At 38.0% G+C, this 19,369-nt stretch carries 11 protein-coding genes and 1 tRNA gene; 9 read left to right on the top strand and 3 right to left on the bottom strand.

Annotated elements, in window-relative coordinates:
* Positions 1-46: 46 nt before the first annotated feature.
* The 4 genes from ABMA78_RS04100 to ABMA78_RS04115 all read left to right on the top strand — a co-directional run bounded on the left by ABMA78_RS04100 (position 47) and on the right by ABMA78_RS04115 (position 2,994).
* Entirely contained in the window at positions 47-1,225 is a 1,179-nt protein-coding gene (locus ABMA78_RS04100; protein WP_392857312.1) for an APC family permease, read from the top strand.
* A gap of 117 nt (positions 1,226-1,342) precedes the next feature.
* Positions 1,343-1,418 (top strand) — tRNA-Gly (locus ABMA78_RS04105).
* Positions 1,419-1,785: 367 nt separating this feature from the next.
* Entirely contained in the window at positions 1,786-2,271 is a 486-nt protein-coding gene (locus tag ABMA78_RS04110) for a cyclic nucleotide-binding/CBS domain-containing protein (RefSeq protein WP_392857313.1), read from the top strand.
* A gap of 12 nt (positions 2,272-2,283) precedes the next feature.
* Entirely contained in the window at positions 2,284-2,994 is a 711-nt protein-coding gene (locus ABMA78_RS04115) for a phosphoribosyltransferase (RefSeq protein ID WP_392857314.1), read from the top strand.
* Between the two features lie 41 nt (positions 2,995-3,035).
* On the opposite strand, the gene ABMA78_RS04120 is transcribed toward ABMA78_RS04115, so the two are convergent.
* Both ABMA78_RS04120 and ABMA78_RS04125 read right to left on the bottom strand, forming a co-directional pair.
* On the bottom strand, positions 3,036-4,898 hold the full coding sequence (locus ABMA78_RS04120; protein ID WP_392857316.1) for a CheR family methyltransferase: 1,863 nt from the start codon (positions 4,896-4,898) through the stop codon (positions 3,036-3,038).
* Between the two features lie 170 nt (positions 4,899-5,068).
* Positions 5,069-5,701, bottom strand: coding sequence for an NAD(P)H-binding protein (locus tag ABMA78_RS04125; RefSeq protein ID WP_392857318.1), 633 nt, complete (start codon positions 5,699-5,701; stop codon positions 5,069-5,071).
* A 92-nt stretch (positions 5,702-5,793) separates the two neighbouring features.
* Here ABMA78_RS04125 and ABMA78_RS04130 point away from each other — a divergent pair, with 92 nt between their 5' ends.
* Positions 5,794-8,628 (top strand): hypothetical protein, encoded by a 2,835-nt coding sequence (locus ABMA78_RS04130; protein WP_392857319.1) that lies wholly within the window; start codon positions 5,794-5,796, stop codon positions 8,626-8,628.
* 32 nt (positions 8,629-8,660) lie between these two features.
* Here ABMA78_RS04130 and ABMA78_RS04135 read toward each other — a convergent pair whose 3' ends face one another.
* Positions 8,661-10,040 (bottom strand): M48 family metallopeptidase, encoded by a 1,380-nt coding sequence (locus ABMA78_RS04135; protein WP_392857321.1) that lies wholly within the window; start codon positions 10,038-10,040, stop codon positions 8,661-8,663.
* Positions 10,041-10,218: 178 nt separating this feature from the next.
* Between ABMA78_RS04135 and ABMA78_RS04140 the strand changes: the two genes are divergently transcribed.
* From ABMA78_RS04140 to ABMA78_RS04155, 4 genes are all read left to right on the top strand, one after another.
* Positions 10,219-10,692 (top strand): hypothetical protein, encoded by a 474-nt coding sequence (locus ABMA78_RS04140; protein WP_392857323.1) that lies wholly within the window; start codon positions 10,219-10,221, stop codon positions 10,690-10,692.
* Positions 10,692-11,489, top strand: coding sequence for a hypothetical protein (locus ABMA78_RS04145; RefSeq protein WP_392857324.1), 798 nt, complete (start codon positions 10,692-10,694; stop codon positions 11,487-11,489). The genes ABMA78_RS04140 and ABMA78_RS04145 overlap by 1 nt, the downstream gene beginning before the upstream one ends.
* A gap of 140 nt (positions 11,490-11,629) precedes the next feature.
* Positions 11,630-15,796 (top strand): tail fiber domain-containing protein, encoded by a 4,167-nt coding sequence (locus tag ABMA78_RS04150; protein ID WP_392857326.1) that lies wholly within the window; start codon positions 11,630-11,632, stop codon positions 15,794-15,796.
* Positions 15,793-19,368, top strand: coding sequence for a fibrinogen-like YCDxxxxGGGW domain-containing protein (locus ABMA78_RS04155; protein WP_392857329.1), 3,576 nt, complete (start codon positions 15,793-15,795; stop codon positions 19,366-19,368). Before ABMA78_RS04150 ends, ABMA78_RS04155 begins: the two co-directional genes overlap by 4 nt.
* The last annotated feature ends 1 nt before the right edge of the window (position 19,369 follow it).

The raw sequence follows: 19,369 nt of genomic DNA on the forward strand, positions 1-19,369 counted from the left end.
TTAAATAGAGTTTTAATTAACTTAGAGTTTTTTTAAAATTCGCAATATGACAAAATTAAAAAGAACTCTCAATACATTTCAAGTTTCTTTGTATGGTATTGGTACAATTTTAGGAGCAGGAATTTATTCGCTAATTGGAAAGATTACTGCAACCTCGGGAGTCCTGGCCCCAGTTTCATTTATAATCTCTGCACTCATCGCTTCTTTAACAGCAGTATCATACTCACAACTAGTAAAGCTCCATCCAAAAAGTGCAGGAGAAGCAGAGTACGTTTACCAAGGGTTTAAAAACCTGAGTCTATCAAATATCGTCGGCTGGTTAGTGGCCTTTACTGGTGTTGTTAGTGCATCGACATTAACTAAAGCATTTATTGGTTACTTCAAAGTAATAATAAACCTACCCAATTCTCTCATCGCCGCCCTTGTCATTCTAATAATCACCCTTCTCGCCATCAAAGGAATCAAGGAATCAATCAATCTAGTTATTGTCTTTACTCTTATCGAAGTTACTGGACTTATTTTAGTTTGCTTAGTGGCGTGGCCAGAGCTTGTTGAAAATGACTTCATGATTCCAGTAATACTAGAAAGTCTTTCTTGGAATCAATCTCAGTCAATCATTGCTGGAGCTTTTATTGCTTTCTACGCCTTTATTGGTTTTGAAGACATGGTAAACCTTGCTGAAGAAACGACCGTTGCAGGAGTTACTATTAGTCGCTCCATATATATTGCATTATTCACTTCAACAATTCTCTACATCTTGGTGGCCGTTGTTGCAATCTCAAGTATTCCCTTAAATAAATTAAACACTAGCGTTGCTCCAATCAAAGATATGTATGTTCACCATGGAGGCAATCCCCTCGTTATTAGTCTGATAGGAGTTTTTGCGATATTCAACGGGATTATGGCCCAAGTGATTATGGGTTCTCGAATACTCTATGGCCTTCGCCACCCCTATAAGTGGATGAGCTTTCTATCTGTGGTTAATGAAAGAACAAAAACTCCTATCTATGCAACACTTGTCATCGCTGTCGTCATCACCTTACTCATAAGTTTTTTTGAATTAAAGTCGCTGGCCATGGCCACAAGCTTTATCATTCTAATAGTCTTCACTTTTGTTAATACTTCTCTCATTTTCATTCGAATAAAGTATAAGCAGGTCAAAATTAAATATCTTTGGAGTCCGATTTTGGCCGTCGTAGTAAATATATTATTTCTTATTAGTTAATTGTACGGGGGTAATTTGATTGTAAAATTAAGTATTTAAACTTTTTCTTAGATTTTTTTATTCCATAAGTATTGACAACTTTTTCTCTCAGCAATATATTTCTTCTCACTCAAATAAGCGCGTGTAACTCAGTTGGTAGAGTGTCACCTTGCCATGGTGGATGTCGCAAGTTCGAATCTTGTCACGCGCTCCATTCTTTTTAAATTAAGATCCTATATATTTATCGAAGATACGCAGCGCTGACGCTTGCTAATCTTGCTGAATGCTTGCGCATTCAGTATCACGCGCTCCATTCTCTATTCCAAATTAAGATCCTATTTCATTTTATACGATACACCGGCACTAACGCTTGGTTAATCTTGCTGAATGCTTGCGCATTCAGTATCACGCGCTCCATTCTTTAAATAAATAAGATATTTCCATTTTTAAACGATACGCTAGCGCTGACCTGAACAGTAATCGCAAATTAATCAAAACCTTTCTTTAAAAATAATTAAATCTTATCTGCTAATAACTCCTCTTATAATCATCTTGAAAGAAAAGCTTATAAGGAGAAAAAAATGGCGATTAAAGATATGATTCAAAAAAATACTGTCATCATAAATTCCAATGCGACCTTGAAAGACGCTGCTAAGCAGATGTATGAAAAACATGTGGGCGCTATCGTTGTTGTGGATAATGTTACAGGAAAGAAGAACACGCCTATTGGAATTTTAACCGATAGAGACATCGCAATTTCATTTGGCAAAGAAGGAAAGATTGAACCAAATTCAAAAGTGAGTGAAATCATGACTCAAAATGTTGTTCTATGTACACCAAAAGATAGCGTGGTCGATACGATTAAAAAAATGCAGGCCAATGGTGTGAAGCGCCTTCCCGTTGTTAATGGAAGGGATCAGATTGTAGGAATTATTTCGTCTGATGACATTATTCAAACAATTGGTAATGAGCTCTATGACTTATCTCAAATTGTGAAATTAGAAATTGAAAAAGAGTCTGCTATCCAATGTCCAATCGATGAAAAGCGACAAGTTAAGATTGCCTAAGAGGAAGTGAAGATGTTCAAGAGTCGAAACGAGGCAGGCAAACTACTTGCTGAAGAATACAAAGATAAAATACTCGCAGATAGTAATACTGTGGTGATTACACTTCCTAGAGGCGGTGTTCCAGTTGCCTATGAGATTGCAAAAAGATTCGAGTTACCTCTCGATGTGTTCTGTGTAAAGAAAATTGGGGCGCCAAGAAATCAAGAGTTGGCAATTGGTGCTGTTACTGAGTTAGGTGATATTTATTACAATAAAGAGTTAGTAAGTCACTTTGGCCTCAATGATCTACAGCTACGACGATTAACTAATGCAAAAAAGCAAGAGGCAATTGAGCAAGCGAAGTTATTGAGAAAGAACCATACGCCAATGGATCTTTCCGGCCGCGATATTCTCATCGTCGACGACGGTATTGCAACAGGTGCGACAGTAAGGGCCGCGATTAAATTGATCAAACAGCACCAACCGAATAAAATACAAGTTGTTGCTCCAGTGTGTTCAAGAGAGGCATGGAGTAATATCACAAATTTAGTAGACGATATGCTTATACTTGAAACACCTCACAATTTTCTTTCAGTTGGTGAATTCTATCTAGAGTTTCCACAAGTAACCAATACACAAGCTCGAGAGTTCTTGAATGAGATTTACTCCTTAACTCAAGAGAAACGCAAACAAGAACAACTTGAAAGATTTGAAAATGAGGGTGGCCCAGCAAGAAAGGTATGAGAACGAACTATTTTTGGCCCACCTTAGTAGATTGAGATTATTTATTCATCGTCAGCAAGATATTCAGTTCCAAGGTGAGCAAAACTCGTCCATGGGAAAATATCTGAAGCGACCTCTTTAACACTTTCGTTAATACTTTCAGTATCTTCGATAAGAATTTGAGTATTCTTTAAATCAAAGAATGAATTCTCTACTTGTTTTGAAACGATACCAAATACCGATAAGCTTTTCTTTCTTGAAGATGTTTTTGAGTTAACAGCTGCAAAATGATTCTTGAAGTCGCAAATATAGACAGCGTTATTCACAACGGTAGTCAGTTGAGAAAAGACTTCAACATTTGGGACAGACTTAAACTCTTCACTAATCATCTCGAGGAAATTTCCATTACCTTCAAAGAATAAGAATGTTGGCGGTTGATTTCCTCTTAATTCATCAAGAGTTGCAACGATCTTCTTCTTATCACTAAAGCTACCAACAAAGAAGCGCGCCTTCGTGTCTGGTGACTTAATATCAAAGCTCTTTTGGAATGAGCGGTCAATGCGAGTCATCGCTGTTCCAGAGTTAAGGAATGACATTTTAATTTTGTTCTTAATCTCTTCCGCTCTTTCAGAAAGATTATTAAGAGCAGGTTTTTCAACAAAGTCACATGCACCATTGTTAAGAGTTTCTTGGGCGTAGCGAGTATCTTCTCGACTGGCACTTGAAACAACAATGACATTTGGGTGACCCATACGATAGTTCTTTTTAAGGTATTCAACACCATCCATCTCAGGCATGTGAATATCAAGCGTCATGGCATCGACCTTATTACTTCTAAGAAATTCTTGTGCCTCAACACCATTAGCGGCCGTTCCAACAACTTCAAAGTCCTCGTCTTTTTCAAAGATTTTTGTCAGTAGCTTCACAACTGAAGAACTATCATCCACAATTAGCATACGAATAGGCTTTGGAATGGATGAAAGAATTGAACTCGGTCTTGAAGTCGTTCTCGTAATTGGTGTACCACCATCTTTAACAAGGCTAAGAGTTCTCTCAGTTTTAGCTGGTACTGACGGATCAAGACAGTAAACACTAGGTGCTAATGTTTGAACTTTTAAGCTAGTCCCTTTAAGAGACTCGCTAATCCCCGTGACAAATAAAGCATCCTTATGAAGATACTTCTTAAAATTTACGACGATATTTTCAATTGATTTTTGGTCGAAATAGATAAAAACGTTGCGACAAAAAATCACATCAAATTTCTTACTTCCTAAGAACTTCTCAGGTGAAAGTAAATTCATAACACCAAATTGACAGTTATCCTTGATATTAGCGTTCACTTTTGCGAACTTTGAGATTTCACCAGAGCCACGCATCCAATTTCCAGTTAAGTATACTGTAGGAATTGATTTAATTTCACGGTAGCGATAGACACCATTCTTAGCAATCTTTACACTTTCCGGATCAATATCAGTTCCGATAATTTCAAAGCGCATACCTGGGTAATTCTTTAGGTGGTGATTGAAGAACATTCCAAGAGAATATACTTCTTGTCCACGACTACAAGCGGCCGAAAGAATTCGAATTGTTGAATCTCCACGCTTCTTAGCATTTGCAACAATGCTATCAATATTTTTTAGGAGATATTCAAAGTGTGAAAACTCTCTAAAGAAGTAAGTATGGTGAGTCGTCAGCATCGAAATGAGATGAGACGATTCCTTATTATAATTCTTCGTAAGGTAACTATAGTAATCTTCCGGAGTCGAACAACCTAAGGTCATCATTCTCTTTTTTAGACGACTTGTTACCATCGATTGTTGTGCTGGCCCTAAAATGTTTCCACTTTCTTTTGAAACAATTTCTGACACATAATTAGCAAGACTGATAATATCCCACTCAATACCTTTCTTAAAAGCTTCGCTCACATAGTTCTCCGAAATATAAAAAATCCCCATAGATGAAAAATCTATATCTCTACTTATCGACAACTATTACGATTTCTTAACAGTAATTTCAGATAGTTAAATTATAAAATGTAATCGGAACAAAATTTATATCAATCTCGAACTAAGATATTGAAAACTCATTTTTGAATTTAAGTTAACCTGTCAGATGTCATGATTTCAACTCCACATTTTCCCTCAATTGCGGCCATTAACATGGCATTTGCAATTGATGAAGCAGGGTTAATACGCAACTTTTTTGGTAAGACATAGTGTAGTGACTTTAAAATTATTTTCCCAAGAAGCTCACCAGGACGAAACTCTTTTCTCTCTCCACCAATGAGGCCAGGCCTTATGAGATAGAGAGATCTGAACTTTAATTCTTTTAAGGCATTTTCTATTCTCCCCTTAACTTGGTTATAGAAGAATCTTGAGTTTTCGTCTGCACCCATTGCTGAGTTTAAAACAAAGATTTCAACACCGGCCTCTTTTGCACATTTTGCAAATGAGAGAAGGTATTCATAATCGACTTTTGAAAAAGCTTCCCTACTCCCGGCCACTTTAATGGTTGTCCCAAGAGCACAAATGACTGCATCAATATTCCATTCCTTAAACATAGCTGTCGTTATATGATCAAAGTCGATAATAGGTGCACTTAGTTTAGTGTGTGAACCAATTTCTCGGCGTACGGGTGCAACCACTAAATCAACACTTTGGTTCTCTAATGCTTGTTTTAATATTTGGCCGCCAACCAGTCCTGTAGCACCTAAAAGAAGTATTCTCATAAACTATCCTTATCAGCATTTCGTTTACATATTCACGACAATAAAGTTTAATTTATATAAACAAAATTAGACTTAAACATAGCGAGACATTAATGCAAAGATTTGCGCTTTTAATTGCCTTTACATTATCAACATCTTTTCACACATTGGCCCAACATAATTGGGCAAATACTCAAAGCCCCCCTCAAAATTGGTCAACCGTAGAAAATGAGTTTGTTCAAGTTATCTATCCAACAGGCTTTAAAGATAATGCAATTTATATGGCAAATCTTATGGAGCACTACTCAAAATATGTTGGACTTTCATATGGCCTGCAAAAACCAAAGCAAGTTAGCTTAATTTATCGTCCACAGATGGGTGATCCAAATGGTTTTGTTACTCTTGCACCTAGAAGAACAGAGTGGTTCGATTCAACGAACTTTTTTGCTCACGTTAGTACAGTTGAATGGCACGAAAATTTATCCATTCATGAGTATCGCCACATTATCCAGCAAGATATTTTCAACAAGAAAACGGTTAAAGCTTTTGATGTACTGATGGGAGATTCTGGCCAAGCGATATTAAGTTATGTAGCTAGAAAACCATGGTATATGGAAGGTGACGCCGTTTACGCTGAAACAAAATATACTCAGTCAGGGCGTGGACGCTCTTCTCGCTTTATGGCAAGACTTAAAGCAATCCTCTTAAAAGGAGAAACACCAACATATGACCAATTTGTAAATGGTACATACAATGACCAACTCGTGAGTTGGTATATTTATGGTTATGTTCTTATTTCTCATGGTTACAAAAAGTACGGTGATAATTTTTGGGACGTTGTTATGGACAATGTGACAGCAAGGCCATATCCAAATGGTATTGTTGGTGCAATCGAAAACGCTTCTGGTGTCGACTTTTACGACTTCTACTACGAAGCATTTGAAGAACTTAGAAAGAAGTGGAAAAAAGATAGCTTTCCAGAATTAAAAACAACAGAATTTAAGATTAAGACTAACCAATTTAAAAATGGTGATGATTTATATTACTTAGAATATGACCTTAATAGCTTCTATCGTTTAATTAGAGAATCTAATGGGGAAAAAGAAGTTCTTACAGATATCCCCTACAGCGAAGATTTAACACGACTTGATTATAGTAAGACTCATGCTATTCAGTCTCACTTTTTACCACATTGGCGCTATGGATTTAAAAGCTATTCTGATTTAAGTCTTATCGATTTAAAAGATGGCAGCAAAAAATATATTACTTCAGGACAGCGATTATATAACCCTCATTTTAATAAAGCTGGAGATAAAATCACTGCGATTAATTTTGACTCAAAAAACAAGTGGCTTGTCCAAGAGATTGATCTTGCGGGAAATATGTTACGTCACATTAAAAATGAGAAGTATAAATTTCTTGAAGCAGTGGCCATTAACAGCAATGAAGTTATCGCTCTAGTAACAGTCGACACAGGTGGAAAGGGAATTGTAAAAGCAAATTTTGAAACACAACAAGTAACACCTTTAATACCAATTAGTTTTAACAATCTATACTGGCTACAATCAGATTTTAAAAATAATATTTTATTTGAAGGGCAATACAACGGTGCGGTAGAAGTTTTCAAATTCAATTTTGATACCAACTCATTAGCGAAGTGTACAACTTCTAAAATCGCGACCTACGCACCGACAATGACTAATGGTGAAATTCTATTTTCTGAACAAACAATCAATGGAAAAAGAATTAGTAAAGTGACAACAGATAATTGTCAGTCCATTCCTATTTCATACCTTACAGATCCCAATAAATACTACTCTAAAGATAGTCCTAGTGATCGTTTAAATAACTTTGAAAGAGTTGATTTTAAAGATCGTAAAGAAGTCGCAACTAAGAACTATGAACAATACAAAGAAAAAGATTACTCAGGATTTGATTGGAGGGCCTTCACACCTCACTCATGGAGCTTCTTTGTTGGACAAGGTTATGGCCTATCCCTGTGGGCAGACAACTATCTAAGAGACTTTGGTTGGAATGTTAACCTTGGCTATGAAGCTGCTGAGAATACACCTTATTCTTCACTACAAATAGACTTTAAGAGGTATTGGCCAATCTTTAGCTTACTTGCTGACTTAAGAGAAAGAGAAGTAAGTCGTCTCGGTACAGATAATGATGATTACGGTTGGGATGAGAATGCTGTTGGAGCTCAAGTACAACTCCCATTTGTTTCTCGCCATAACTTATACAATCTAAATATTACATTGGGTTACAGCGCAGAGTACGTGCAAACAAAAGACTATAACTCAAATGATATTGATATCAGTGGTGAGGCCGATTTAATTCGTCAAACGACATCGCTGAATATTGAACTTTATAAAGACTTCACTGCAAGATCAATTATTTCTCCATGGAGTTTCTCGCTACTAGGTATGTATCAAGATGCAAGCACGGATGATACGACTGGTCTTGTTGGAGATTATCGCTGGTTTGGTGATATCACACTAACAACGCCAGGCCTGTTTAGAAATAACGGATTTAAATTTTCAGTCACTGGGGAAGAATATGGAAATGGAACGAGTTATCGTTTCCAACCAACATCACAAGAGATTATGGGATATGTATTTTCTCGTGGATATGATTATTTCGCATCAAAGAGATATATTAAAACAAGTTCAAATTACCTATTCCCTCTTTTCTATCCGGACTATAATATTGCAGCTCTTATCTACTTTAAGCGTATCTATATGAATCTCTTCTATGATAATACGAAAGTCTATCCTATTTCAGCAGACAATGGATTTCATATCAGTAGCTATGGGGCAGAGCTTGTCTTTAATACGTCTATCTTCAGGGCAATCCCTGTCGACTTTGGTTATCGTTTTGTTAGAACACATGAAACTGAAGAAAGTATTAATGAAGTATTCTTAGGAATTGGACTTACATTCTAAAATAAAAAGGCCCTCTTTTGAGGGCCTCTTTTTTATCGCTCTTCTAATTTATGATTTAGTTTTAGCTTCTTACGTACACTCTTTTTAATACTTGATTCAACAAGGGCGCCCATCGAAACCATTAGTTGTCTAACAACATATGGTGGCATTGCCTGTAGTTCATCAATCGACTCTTTTGCTTTTTCGTACTCAGTACTTGTAACAACAAGAGAAGAGTCATATGGAATGTAGTTAAAGATTAATTCTTCAATTTTTTCAACACGAGTTGATGATTTTGGGTGACTCGAAGTAATTGCTTGAAAGAAAGTCTCATCATAATCAGGAACCGATGAGAAGTACTTTCCAAGCCCGTAAGGAGAATATCCTGCTTTATACGCATATTGAACACCTAGCTTGTCGGCCTCGAGTTCCTGAATACGGCTAAATCCCATAAGTGGAATATCTTCTAACTTGTCATAGACATAGTAAGTTGCAGCTCCACCAAGAATTCCGAAGTTTGCCCAAACAAAACCAGCTCCAACAAACTTAGTAGCAATTGACTTTAAGTTTCTTGTCACAGATTCTGTACCGTGTCTTTCAGTTACGTGCGCCCATTCGTGTCCTAAAACACCTGCAAGCTCTGCTTCTGTTTCTAGAGAATCAACGAGACCTCTAAAGACAAATACATAACCACCAGGAAGAGCAAAAGCATTTTCGATTGGTGCATTAATAAAGAAGACCTTTGGTTCAACTTCAGGCATATCTGATGCCTTAGCAATTTTTGTGATCATTGTTTTTAAGTATTCCGCCATTTCACCATCTTGATAAATATAGCGCGAAAAATTATTTACGATTTCATAAGCCGCTTCTTTCCCAAACTGAGAGTCAGTTGCAAACTTAAAGAAGTTTCGTCCAAAACCATTGTGTAGACGACCTTCTTCACCAATACGATTATAATTTTTGTACTTTCCTACAACTTTACAAGATGCAAGACTTTTGAATTTTGACATATCAACGATAAGCTCACTTCCATCAACTTTGAAATCAACTGTATTAGTACAATTTGTTAATTTTAGTTTATCACCTTGAAGTTTTACAGATCCTGCTTTTCTAAGATCTACACTTCCCTCTTCAGAATCGTAGTTACGTACTTCAAATTCCATATTAATTTCAGTTGCTGAAAGCTTATTAAGCTCAGGCCCATGATTATAGTCTAGCTTTAGCTTTAACTTTCTTGGATACATCGGCTTCACTTCAAATGACTCTTCAGCTGATCCAGATAGATTTAACTCTTGCCCGTTAATTTTCATTTCACCAGAAAGAGATTCCCCCTCTAGAGCATGGACAAATTTAACCTTTGATATTTTCTCGGCATTACATGACACAAGTAGTGCAAGTGTCATCAACGTCGCAATATTGACCATTTTTTTCATACGCTTCTCCCATTTTTGTAATAGTCATTACTACCAATGAAAGCCTGTATATGTCATAGAGTGTGTAATAATGAACACAATACTTAGGCCACATAATTATTGATGAGGAAATCTTGTCTCCTAAATGCCCTAACCCCTTATAAAATGGTATAATTCGAGTGGTAATAAGAGGACTAGTATGATTAAGATTTCAACTATAAGTATCTGTAAAGTGGTGGCGCTTTTAGCTCTTCCAACAATGGTAATGGCCGCTTCAGCAAATGACTTCATCTCCACGATGAAAAAGCACGTTGGTGAATACAAAACCCTAGTAAGAAACTCTGACTTTTGTGATGCTTCAGATATTCAATTTGTTGATGAAAAATCACCAAAGAAAGGTCTTAGAATTGGCCATCGAATTTTTATCGGTCCCCTTAAAGATAAGAAAGAAGTTGAGAAATCGGATTGTACCTACACTTCAACATTCGCTTATACAAAGACAAAAGTAACTCAAATTAGTGAAGTAAAGAACTGTAAAGTTTCTGCAAAACAGAAAGACTCAATCAGCACACAATCTATAGAAATCAAAAAAGATACGATCAACTATGAATCAAAAGAAAGTGGTATAAAGTGCGTCTATAAGAAAGTTCAAAAGAATAAGGAGGCAAAATAATGAAGTCTCTCATTCTTCTTTCGACTCTATTTTTAAATTTTAATTCTTATAGTAACGATCTCAATTCAAGAAAGACCGATTTCTTGAATGAACTCAATAGTGTTATCAATAGTGTCACGAACCCTCCCGATGGGAATTGCCACAATTGCCAGGTGGAAGACAATACAATCTCTCAAGGAGATCCTCTTCCTACTGAACACCGCAGAGATGGAAAGTACTTCAACAAGGGCTGTGAGATGTTCATTACTGAAGATGGTAATGAAGGTGTTTGGGGACAGATGATTACGGAATATATCGATAACGAAAAAGGTGCTTCAGAGATGTTTCTCTATGATGAAATCAAGGGAATGACTGCAAGGCCATATACGTGTCCAAATTGGTATAATCTTAATAAAGAACAAAGAAAGAGATTTTGGGTTTGGATGTTCGCTTCCATTGCCCAAGTAGAATCTTCATGTGATCCAACAAAAGTAAATACTGGACGAGTCCCAGATGCTACAGATCGCCCTACTGGCCTCTTCCAATTAAATCGAAAAAGAGATGCGCGTTATTGGCGCGGAAAGAATTGTCAATTTGCCTCAGGATATGAAACAACAATCGAGCCTATCAATCAAATTCGCTGCAGTATGGATATTATGTACAACATCCTTCTTGGTAAGAAAGGTATGTATAAGGCGAATGGTAAGATTTTTCCAACGAACTCTTATTGGGAAAAGCTAAGACCGAATCATAGCCAGACTGGTGGGCCTATTGGAGAGCTTGCTCGTATGTATCCACCATGTAATGCAACCCCTTAATAATTGGAGGGTAAGCCCAATATAATTGGCACCTCCAGGCCCTAAATTGGAAATATTGTCCACTTAACTACCTAAATTTCATTTCTTTAATGTTTCGTAATAATATGACGATATGCCACTGTAAACACAGGGGAACTTTGTTGTACGTTAGTAGAATCTTTACATTCATTTTAGCGTTTAGTTTAAGCTTCTTATCCTTAAACCTGCACGCTTCGACAAGTAAGCTCGGTTACTCGGGACGTCTTGTGCAAAGTAATGGAACTCCTATTACAGGAACTCCTAATCTTCAATTTGACCTCTTCTATTCAAATGATCTTTCTACAGTTGTTGCAACCCAAACGATTAATAACGTTCCACTCTCTAATGGAATTTATACCGTTGAATTAGATTTTGCCGGTATTGCAACAGTTATTAATACTATTCCTGTAGGAGAGACCTTAGTTATTCGTGTGACAGATACGACGAACTCAATCGTTTTTGATTATCAAAATATTCTTGCAAATCCAATTGCTATTTATGCAAATCACGCAGCCCTTGCCGAGACGATTGCAAATGATGCGATCACTCCTGATAGCGTTGATTTTACTGGCGCATGTTCGACTGGACAGGTCGTTTCTGTAAATGCATCAAATGAATTTGAATGTGTGGATCAAACGGCAGCAGTTAGCGTTGATTCGACTCTTGTTGATAATACGGGAGTTATTGGTCAAGCAAACATTGGGTCTGCCGGAACATACACATCGGTAACAGTTGATAACTTCGGACGTGTAACCAGCGGTTCAAGTCCAGAAATTGATTCAAGTGGAATCCAAGATGGCTCGATTATGGATGCAGATATTAATGCATCGGCAGCTATCAGTTGGTCAAAAATCAATGCACCAACAATTGATAAAACTTACGTAGGACTTGGTAATGTTGCCAATGTCGCGCAAATTCCAGCAAGTGATCTTGATAACTCAGGAACTTTAGATTCTGCAACTCAAGTTCCAAGTGAACTTGCAGTAAAAGGCTACGTCGATACGACGGCACAATCCATGGCCGATGCAAAAGTTGTTAACTCGATGGCAGGAACACAAACGGATACTGCTCCTTCTGTTGATTCAGTAAAAAATTATGTAACGGCCCAAACTGGTGCTATCACGTCATCTCAGTGGACAACTAGTGGCAGCGATATTTATTATTCGACAGGAGAAGTTGGTATCAATATCAACGCTCCAACATCGCAACTTCATATCAAAGAAGTTGATGATACTTGGGCGAGCTCTTTTAGAATGGATCGTTCATGGGATAGTACAACTGATTACTTTCAAATGATGTATGACTATCAAGGGCTAAAGATTAGAACAATGGCCAATGATGCTGATGAAGCACATATTATTTTCAAGCCACTAAACTCTGAGGCCATGAGAATAACTGAATCAGGAAATGTTGGTATTGGAATCGACACACCTACTGAAAAACTCGACGTTGCAGGAAAGGTAAAAGCAACAGAGCTTTGTATTGGGGCTGACTGTCGTGCCGCATGGCCAACAGGTAATGCTGGAACAGTTACTTCTATTACAGGTGGAACAGGACTAACAGGTGGAACGATCACGTCATCTGGAACTCTTGCAGTAGATATTGGAACAACTAATGGTAAAATTGCTCAAGTTGGAGCAGGAGATAAATTAGCAGATTCAATTATTAATTATAATCCTGCCATTGATGTTGCCTTAACAGGGTTTACAACAGGTGCAGCTTCAAGTGTACTTGCGACAGATACTGTCCTTCAAGCATTTCAAAAAGTTCAAGGTCAACTTAATTCTCATGCCTCAAACCTTGCAGCAATTTCTGCTTATGACACTGATGATATTCCAGAAGGTTCAACAAACCTCTATTATACTGACGCTAGAGTAAAAACAGCAGCAGTTGTGAATTCGACAGTAGGAAGTGAAACAGACCAAGCGCCTTCAGTTGCTGCTATTAAGTCATATGTTGATAATCGTGCAACTCAGTGGACGACAGCAGGAAGTGATATTCACTATCCGACAGGAAATATTGGAATTGGTGTAACAACACCTTATTCGCTTCTTGATATTAATGGTGTGGATAAAACCGTAAGCCTTGCAGCAGGAAGAGATTTTCCTGCGATGCTACGTTTAAACTCGACTGATCCAGCAATTGGCGCTGAAACTAATATTCTTTTTACATCTAACTACTCGGGATCTTCAAAAGTTGCCAACGCTTCCATTGCTTCAATCCAAGAAACTGATGGTGCGAATGCAAATTACGGACAAGCGGCCCTTGTCTTTAGAACGAGTGGGTCATTAATTGCAGATCTTAATAAAGAAAGAATGCGAATTGATGGTGCAGGTAATGTTGGGATTGGTGTTGCATCTCCAGGCCACAAGCTTACCGTAAATGGTGGTGCAAACTTTGCAACAGCATCTGGTACTCAACCATTCTATATTTCAAGAGCGGGTGCTACAGTAGAAGCCTTTTCTCTGACTGTTGGTGATACCGCATCTTTCTTTGATTTAATTGAAGATAATGGTGAACCTGACTTTCAAGATATGAATTTTCGCCTAATCTATGAAGGTGGTGATACTCATACATATCTTAGGACATTTGCCTCAGGACCTAATGCTGGTGATGTTGATGTTTATCTACAGTCTTCTGGTGGAAATGTTGCCATTGGAAATATCGCACCAACACAGAAGCTTACAGTTGATGGTGGGATGAATGTCACAACAGGCAATGATATCTGTATTGATGGTACAGGCTGTTTATCAACAGTTGTAGCAGCTAGTGGAGAACAAAACACGGCCTCAAGTGCAGCTGGGACTTCTCTTTATAAGACAAAGACTGGAACTGACTTAGTATTCAAAGGCCTAACAGCTTCTAGTGACCTAACGCTAACGGCGAACACTGATGATGTGAATATAGCTGTTAATACTTCAAATGGTGCCAATGAGCTTTTAAGACTTGATGGAAGTGGACGTGTACCAGCATCAAATGTGATGAGCACACCTCTTACAGGATATACCGTTGGAGCAAATTCGGTGCTAGCGCCTACGGATTCTATATTAAGTGCCTACGGTAAACTTCAGGCTCAAATCAATGCCAACTACACAGCAATTACAGGATTAGCAGACACTGATGACCTTGCGGAAGGTGCGACAAATTTATATTTTACAAATGGGCGTGCTCAAACAGCAGCAGTTGTTAACTCAACAGCTGGAACTCAAACAGTACAAGCTCCTTCAGTTAGTGCGATGAAAAGTTATGTAACGACTCAAATTGGTGGAGTTAATCAATCTCAATGGACAACAACAGGGAGTAATATCTATTATAACTCTGGTAACGTAGGAATAGGAACGACTACACCACAAAATCAACTACATGTAAGTGGAGCTCTTAATTCTTATATTTACCTAGAAGATCGTTCCGGTGGAGTCGATAACAAGATCTGGTCTTTCAATAATAACGATGGCTTCCTATATCTTGGCCAAAGAAATGATGATGCCTCTTATAAAAATACACATATGACAATTACCCCTGCTGGAAATGTCGGAATTGGAGATACAAGTCCAACCTCTAAGCTCACGATTAGAGGAAATGATGATGCAATTACTGGTCCAAATATAACTCTTTCAGGAGATGCAATTAATCAATTTGAAGGTGGACGAATTCGCTTTACTGAAGCGAATGGAACCTTCCAAGGTGGATTTATCCACTACGATGGAACAGGCCCAGATTATCTTCATATTGGAGTTCATGAAACTGCAGACTCAAATATCTTGAATGATGTAAATTCAATTAGTATTCGTCGTAATAATGGTAATGTTGGTATCGGTATCTCAGCTGCAACAGAAAAACTACATGTTGCTGGAAACGTTCTTGCAGCAGCTTACCTTTATACTTCAGATGAAAGATTTAAAGAAAACGTGGAAACGATTATTGATCCACTTCACAAGGTAAACTCTCTACGTGGGGTAACTTTTGATTGGAAAACGGATGAATTTCCAGAAAGAAATTTTCCAAAAGAAAAGACTGTAGGTTTTATCGCTCAGGAAGTTGAAAAAGTTCAACCAGAGTTAGTAAAGACAGGACAAGATGGATATAAATCTGTTCAGTACGGAAATATCACGGCACTTTTAGTCGAAGCAGTAAAATCAATTTCAAATAAAATTGATAAGCTCTTTAGTAGTGATGAAGAAGTTAAAAGAGAGATTGCTTCACTTAAAGAAGAAAACGAGCAACTTAAAGCAGATATGCAAGAGATGCGCAAAGCAATTAAAGAGTTACAAAAAGCAAATAAGAAATGAAAATTCAAATAGGTTTTCTATTTACTCTACTCTTCTCGCAAGCTGTTCTTGCGATCAATACTGTTGATACTGGTTTTAAACTAGCAACCAATGAACTTAAAACAATTGTGGCCCATAATACTTGTAAGAAAGTATGGAATACATCAACAACAAATGAACACTTTGTTTCAACAAAGACAAATCCAGAGTGGATGAATTTCTATGCCAATGCACCATCTGATATTGTCGTTCGCGACTGCCAGGTTTCATGCTCGACATTAAATAAAACTGGAACATATCCAAGTGGTCTTTACACAATTGATATAGATGGCGCAGGACCTCTTGCTGCCTTAAGTGTTTACTGTGATATGGATAATAATGGCGGTGGCTGGACGAGGATCTATAAACATGATGTCGCCGGTGGATTCTTCCCTACTACGAATTCAGCTCTACTCTATAATCAAGCAGCACCGACTGGTGACCTCTATTCTATCGTTCAGTATATTGATGAATTTGAAAATCTTAATCGCTTCACTTTTTGGATTAACTACCCAAATGAAGGTAAGAAAAATATTTGGTCACAATTTACAAATCCAATTTACGACACTCCTGTACGTGGCTATCGAGGAATTGATATTGAAATGAATAGTCAAAGATGGGGTGGCCTAGAGCTTGGGAATAATAGTTTTGGTTACTCAAATGGCGATGCTTCATTATTAGATGGCTCAGTTAATCATTCAAATTGGTACTTTGCAATCGGTTCAGATCAAGTTTATAAAACAGGAATTCCTTCAGATCATAATAATGACGTGGGGACACAATTAGTAGAGCTCTATCTTCATGATGAAGGGATGAGACCGATGTCATGCCAACATCTCGTTGAGCTTGGTGAGTCCAAAGGCTCAGGTCTCTATACAGTATACCCTGATCAAGTAACAGCTACTCAAGTTTACTGTGAAATGGATATTGATAATGGTGGCTGGACTCTTTTCTATGCCAACGCAGCAGATCCTACAATGACGACAAAAAAGTCATACAACACGATGAAAAACGAATTTGCTGGCATCAATATCAATAGTACAAATTATGCGGATATGAATACAATTGGTATGCATAATTTCTATAATTTCTCGGCAACCCAAATGATGGCCCGTGATATCGGTAACTGGGGAGCAACTGACTACTCGACAGTTGAGTTCTTTAACCCAGAGGACTTTAATCTTGTTGTTGATATTAAAGCAGGACCAAGTAGGACTACTCCAGGAGATTGTGACATGTTAACTGGTGGCTCACAATTTCGTTTTAGAAATAGCAATGGAACAAATTACTATTTAGATAGGCAAACGAATTGGGCCGGCGTTGGCTTTGGTTGGGGAGACTGTCTTCCTGCATATACTCAAACAGGAACATCTGACGTACACGATCAACCACGACACTATATATATCATACAAATGGTAGTGATGACCTTAACCGTGTTCGTGGCGTTGGAGGTTTCAACACAGGACAAGCAACTGTTAAGGCACGCTACTTTTTAAGAGAGAAATACGACCGACCAAAGAACTGTATGGATATTCTCTTAAGTGGTAAGTCACGTGGAAACGGTTCTTATACGATTTATCCAGAAGGAACGGCAGTTACAGTTGACTGTGATATGACGACAGAAGGTGGTGGCTGGACAAAAGTATGGCACGGCTACCCAACTCACGCTGCACGAGGAGAGACTTCAGCAGAAGTTTACTCAAAATCAAATTCAATTGCTTTTAATCAAATGCGCATCGAAAGCGTAAATACTGGTTTAAGTATTACAGATAACACTTGGGAGACAGCTTACCTCGATAAGACTATTCCAGATTATTTTCAACAAGTAATTTCACAGGCAGATGCGACAAGTCCTCAAGTTAAATTTGCAGATATGGATGGTACAGAAGATGTAGAACTTGTTGGGAAGTATTTCTTCCATGGTTACGGAAACAACTGGCGTGTCTTTTATTCATGTGTAAATGTGGATCCAAATACTACAGACAGAATCTTCATTGGTGGAGGTTACGGAAAGAGATGTACACCTAGAGACTCAATGGTTCGAAGTGATTTTTCTACTTGTACTTCTACCGCTAATAGCTATTGTACGAATGCTTATAATAGTACAGAAGTTGAATCAGGCCTTGGGCTTACTCTTAAACAATATCAAGAGACACGTGTTTGGGTACGCTCACTTCCTTCCATGAAGTCATGTCGAGAAATTCTTGATCGTGGCTATTCAAGTGGAACGGGTATTTACATAATTGATCCAGATAGCCCACTTGGCGCAACTCCTCCTTTTCCAACAATATGCGATATGACAACTCACGGTGGAGGATGGACTCTTGTTTGGGGAAATACTCGAGAGGGAACAAATAAGCCAACGACAAATCTTACATATGCTGATTCAATTAATACGACTCCGCGTTGTTCATATGATCGATCAGCATCAAATGACTTCACGGGAAAATGTTCACCAATCTCTAGGCCAGGAATGCCAGAGGCACAGACAATAAATTATTACTTAGAATATTTCAATTACTTCGTAGGTCTAAAACACTGGGATTCGATCTCTGGAAATAATGACTTTCAACTCCTCTACTCTTGGTCACCTGATTACGAACAACCGATTTCACAACAGGCCATGATGACAGTAAAAAATTTTGATCCAGCTGATAGTTACCGATTAAATATCGAATCCTACACTCAATTAATAGGAACAGTGAATGCTGCAATTGCTACAAGTCATGATGGGATGATGTGGTCGACTTCAGATCAAGACAATGATAATCACACAGGAGTTTGTGCTACCTTCTACACTGATACTCCGTTTTGGTATGCAAATTGTTGGAATGGAAAAATAAATGGTGGTGGTGAAGGAACTGAAGGTGGCTATTTTAACGGTGCCTACTGGAATGGAACGGCCAAACAATGGGCAACAGATCCAGCGACAGCAATTGGTGCAGGGAACGGTTGGTTTATGATTCGTGAATCAAACTCATACGGAAATTATAAATCTTCTTGTAAGCAAATCCTTGAAGAAAATCCAAATGCTCCTTCAGGAAATTACACGATCAACTTCTACCCTGGACAAAATGCCCTACGTACAGTCTATTGTGATATGACAACAGATGGTGGTGGCTGGACTTTAGTCGTCCGCTCAAGTGGTGTTACTGATCTTGATAACTCAATCATGGTAAGTACTATTGCTGATAACCTTATAACTGAAAGAACTCTTCCTGCAACTAGAGCTTCAATTAATCCTGAATACTTCTCACGTGCCAATGGAACAACTGATGCCATGTTCATTTCACCTTCATACAATGCAGGTGCTCCAATAATTGAAAATGGCAATGGAACTTGGGATTATGACTATGTGGACTGTACAGGGAATCTGCGCCATACAAGCCGAACAGCAGGATGTTCAGGCCAGAATGCCAATGATAACTATAATGGTGTTGATGCCTATAATATAACATTCAATGGTGGTAACGAAGGTGTCGTGCCAGCTTATGGAACAGAAGTCTGCTATTCAGGAAAAGGTGCATGTAGCTTTGAGTTCTACCTACGTTAAT

Origin of the sequence: Halobacteriovorax sp. RZ-2, assembly GCF_043196685.1 — a bacterium.
Taxonomy (GTDB): domain Bacteria; phylum Bdellovibrionota; class Bacteriovoracia; order Bacteriovoracales; family Bacteriovoracaceae; genus Halobacteriovorax_A.

What these genes read in the sequence shown, in the direction of transcription:
- ABMA78_RS04100 (WP_392857312.1), top strand. Translation starts at nt 47, where the DNA reads ATGACAAAATTAAAAAGAACTCTCAATACATTTCAAGTTTCTTTGTAT.
- ABMA78_RS04110 (WP_392857313.1), top strand. Translation starts at nt 1,786, where the DNA reads ATGGCGATTAAAGATATGATTCAAAAAAATACTGTCATCATAAATTCC.
- ABMA78_RS04115 (WP_392857314.1), top strand. Translation starts at nt 2,284, where the DNA reads ATGTTCAAGAGTCGAAACGAGGCAGGCAAACTACTTGCTGAAGAATAC.
- ABMA78_RS04125 (WP_392857318.1), bottom strand. Translation starts at nt 5,701, where the DNA reads ATGAGAATACTTCTTTTAGGTGCTACAGGACTGGTTGGCGGCCAAATA.
- ABMA78_RS04130 (WP_392857319.1), top strand. Translation starts at nt 5,794, where the DNA reads ATGCAAAGATTTGCGCTTTTAATTGCCTTTACATTATCAACATCTTTT.
- ABMA78_RS04135 (WP_392857321.1), bottom strand. Translation starts at nt 10,040, where the DNA reads ATGAAAAAAATGGTCAATATTGCGACGTTGATGACACTTGCACTACTT.
- ABMA78_RS04140 (WP_392857323.1), top strand. Translation starts at nt 10,219, where the DNA reads ATGATTAAGATTTCAACTATAAGTATCTGTAAAGTGGTGGCGCTTTTA.
- ABMA78_RS04145 (WP_392857324.1), top strand. Translation starts at nt 10,692, where the DNA reads ATGAAGTCTCTCATTCTTCTTTCGACTCTATTTTTAAATTTTAATTCT.
- ABMA78_RS04155 (WP_392857329.1), top strand. Translation starts at nt 15,793, where the DNA reads ATGAAAATTCAAATAGGTTTTCTATTTACTCTACTCTTCTCGCAAGCT.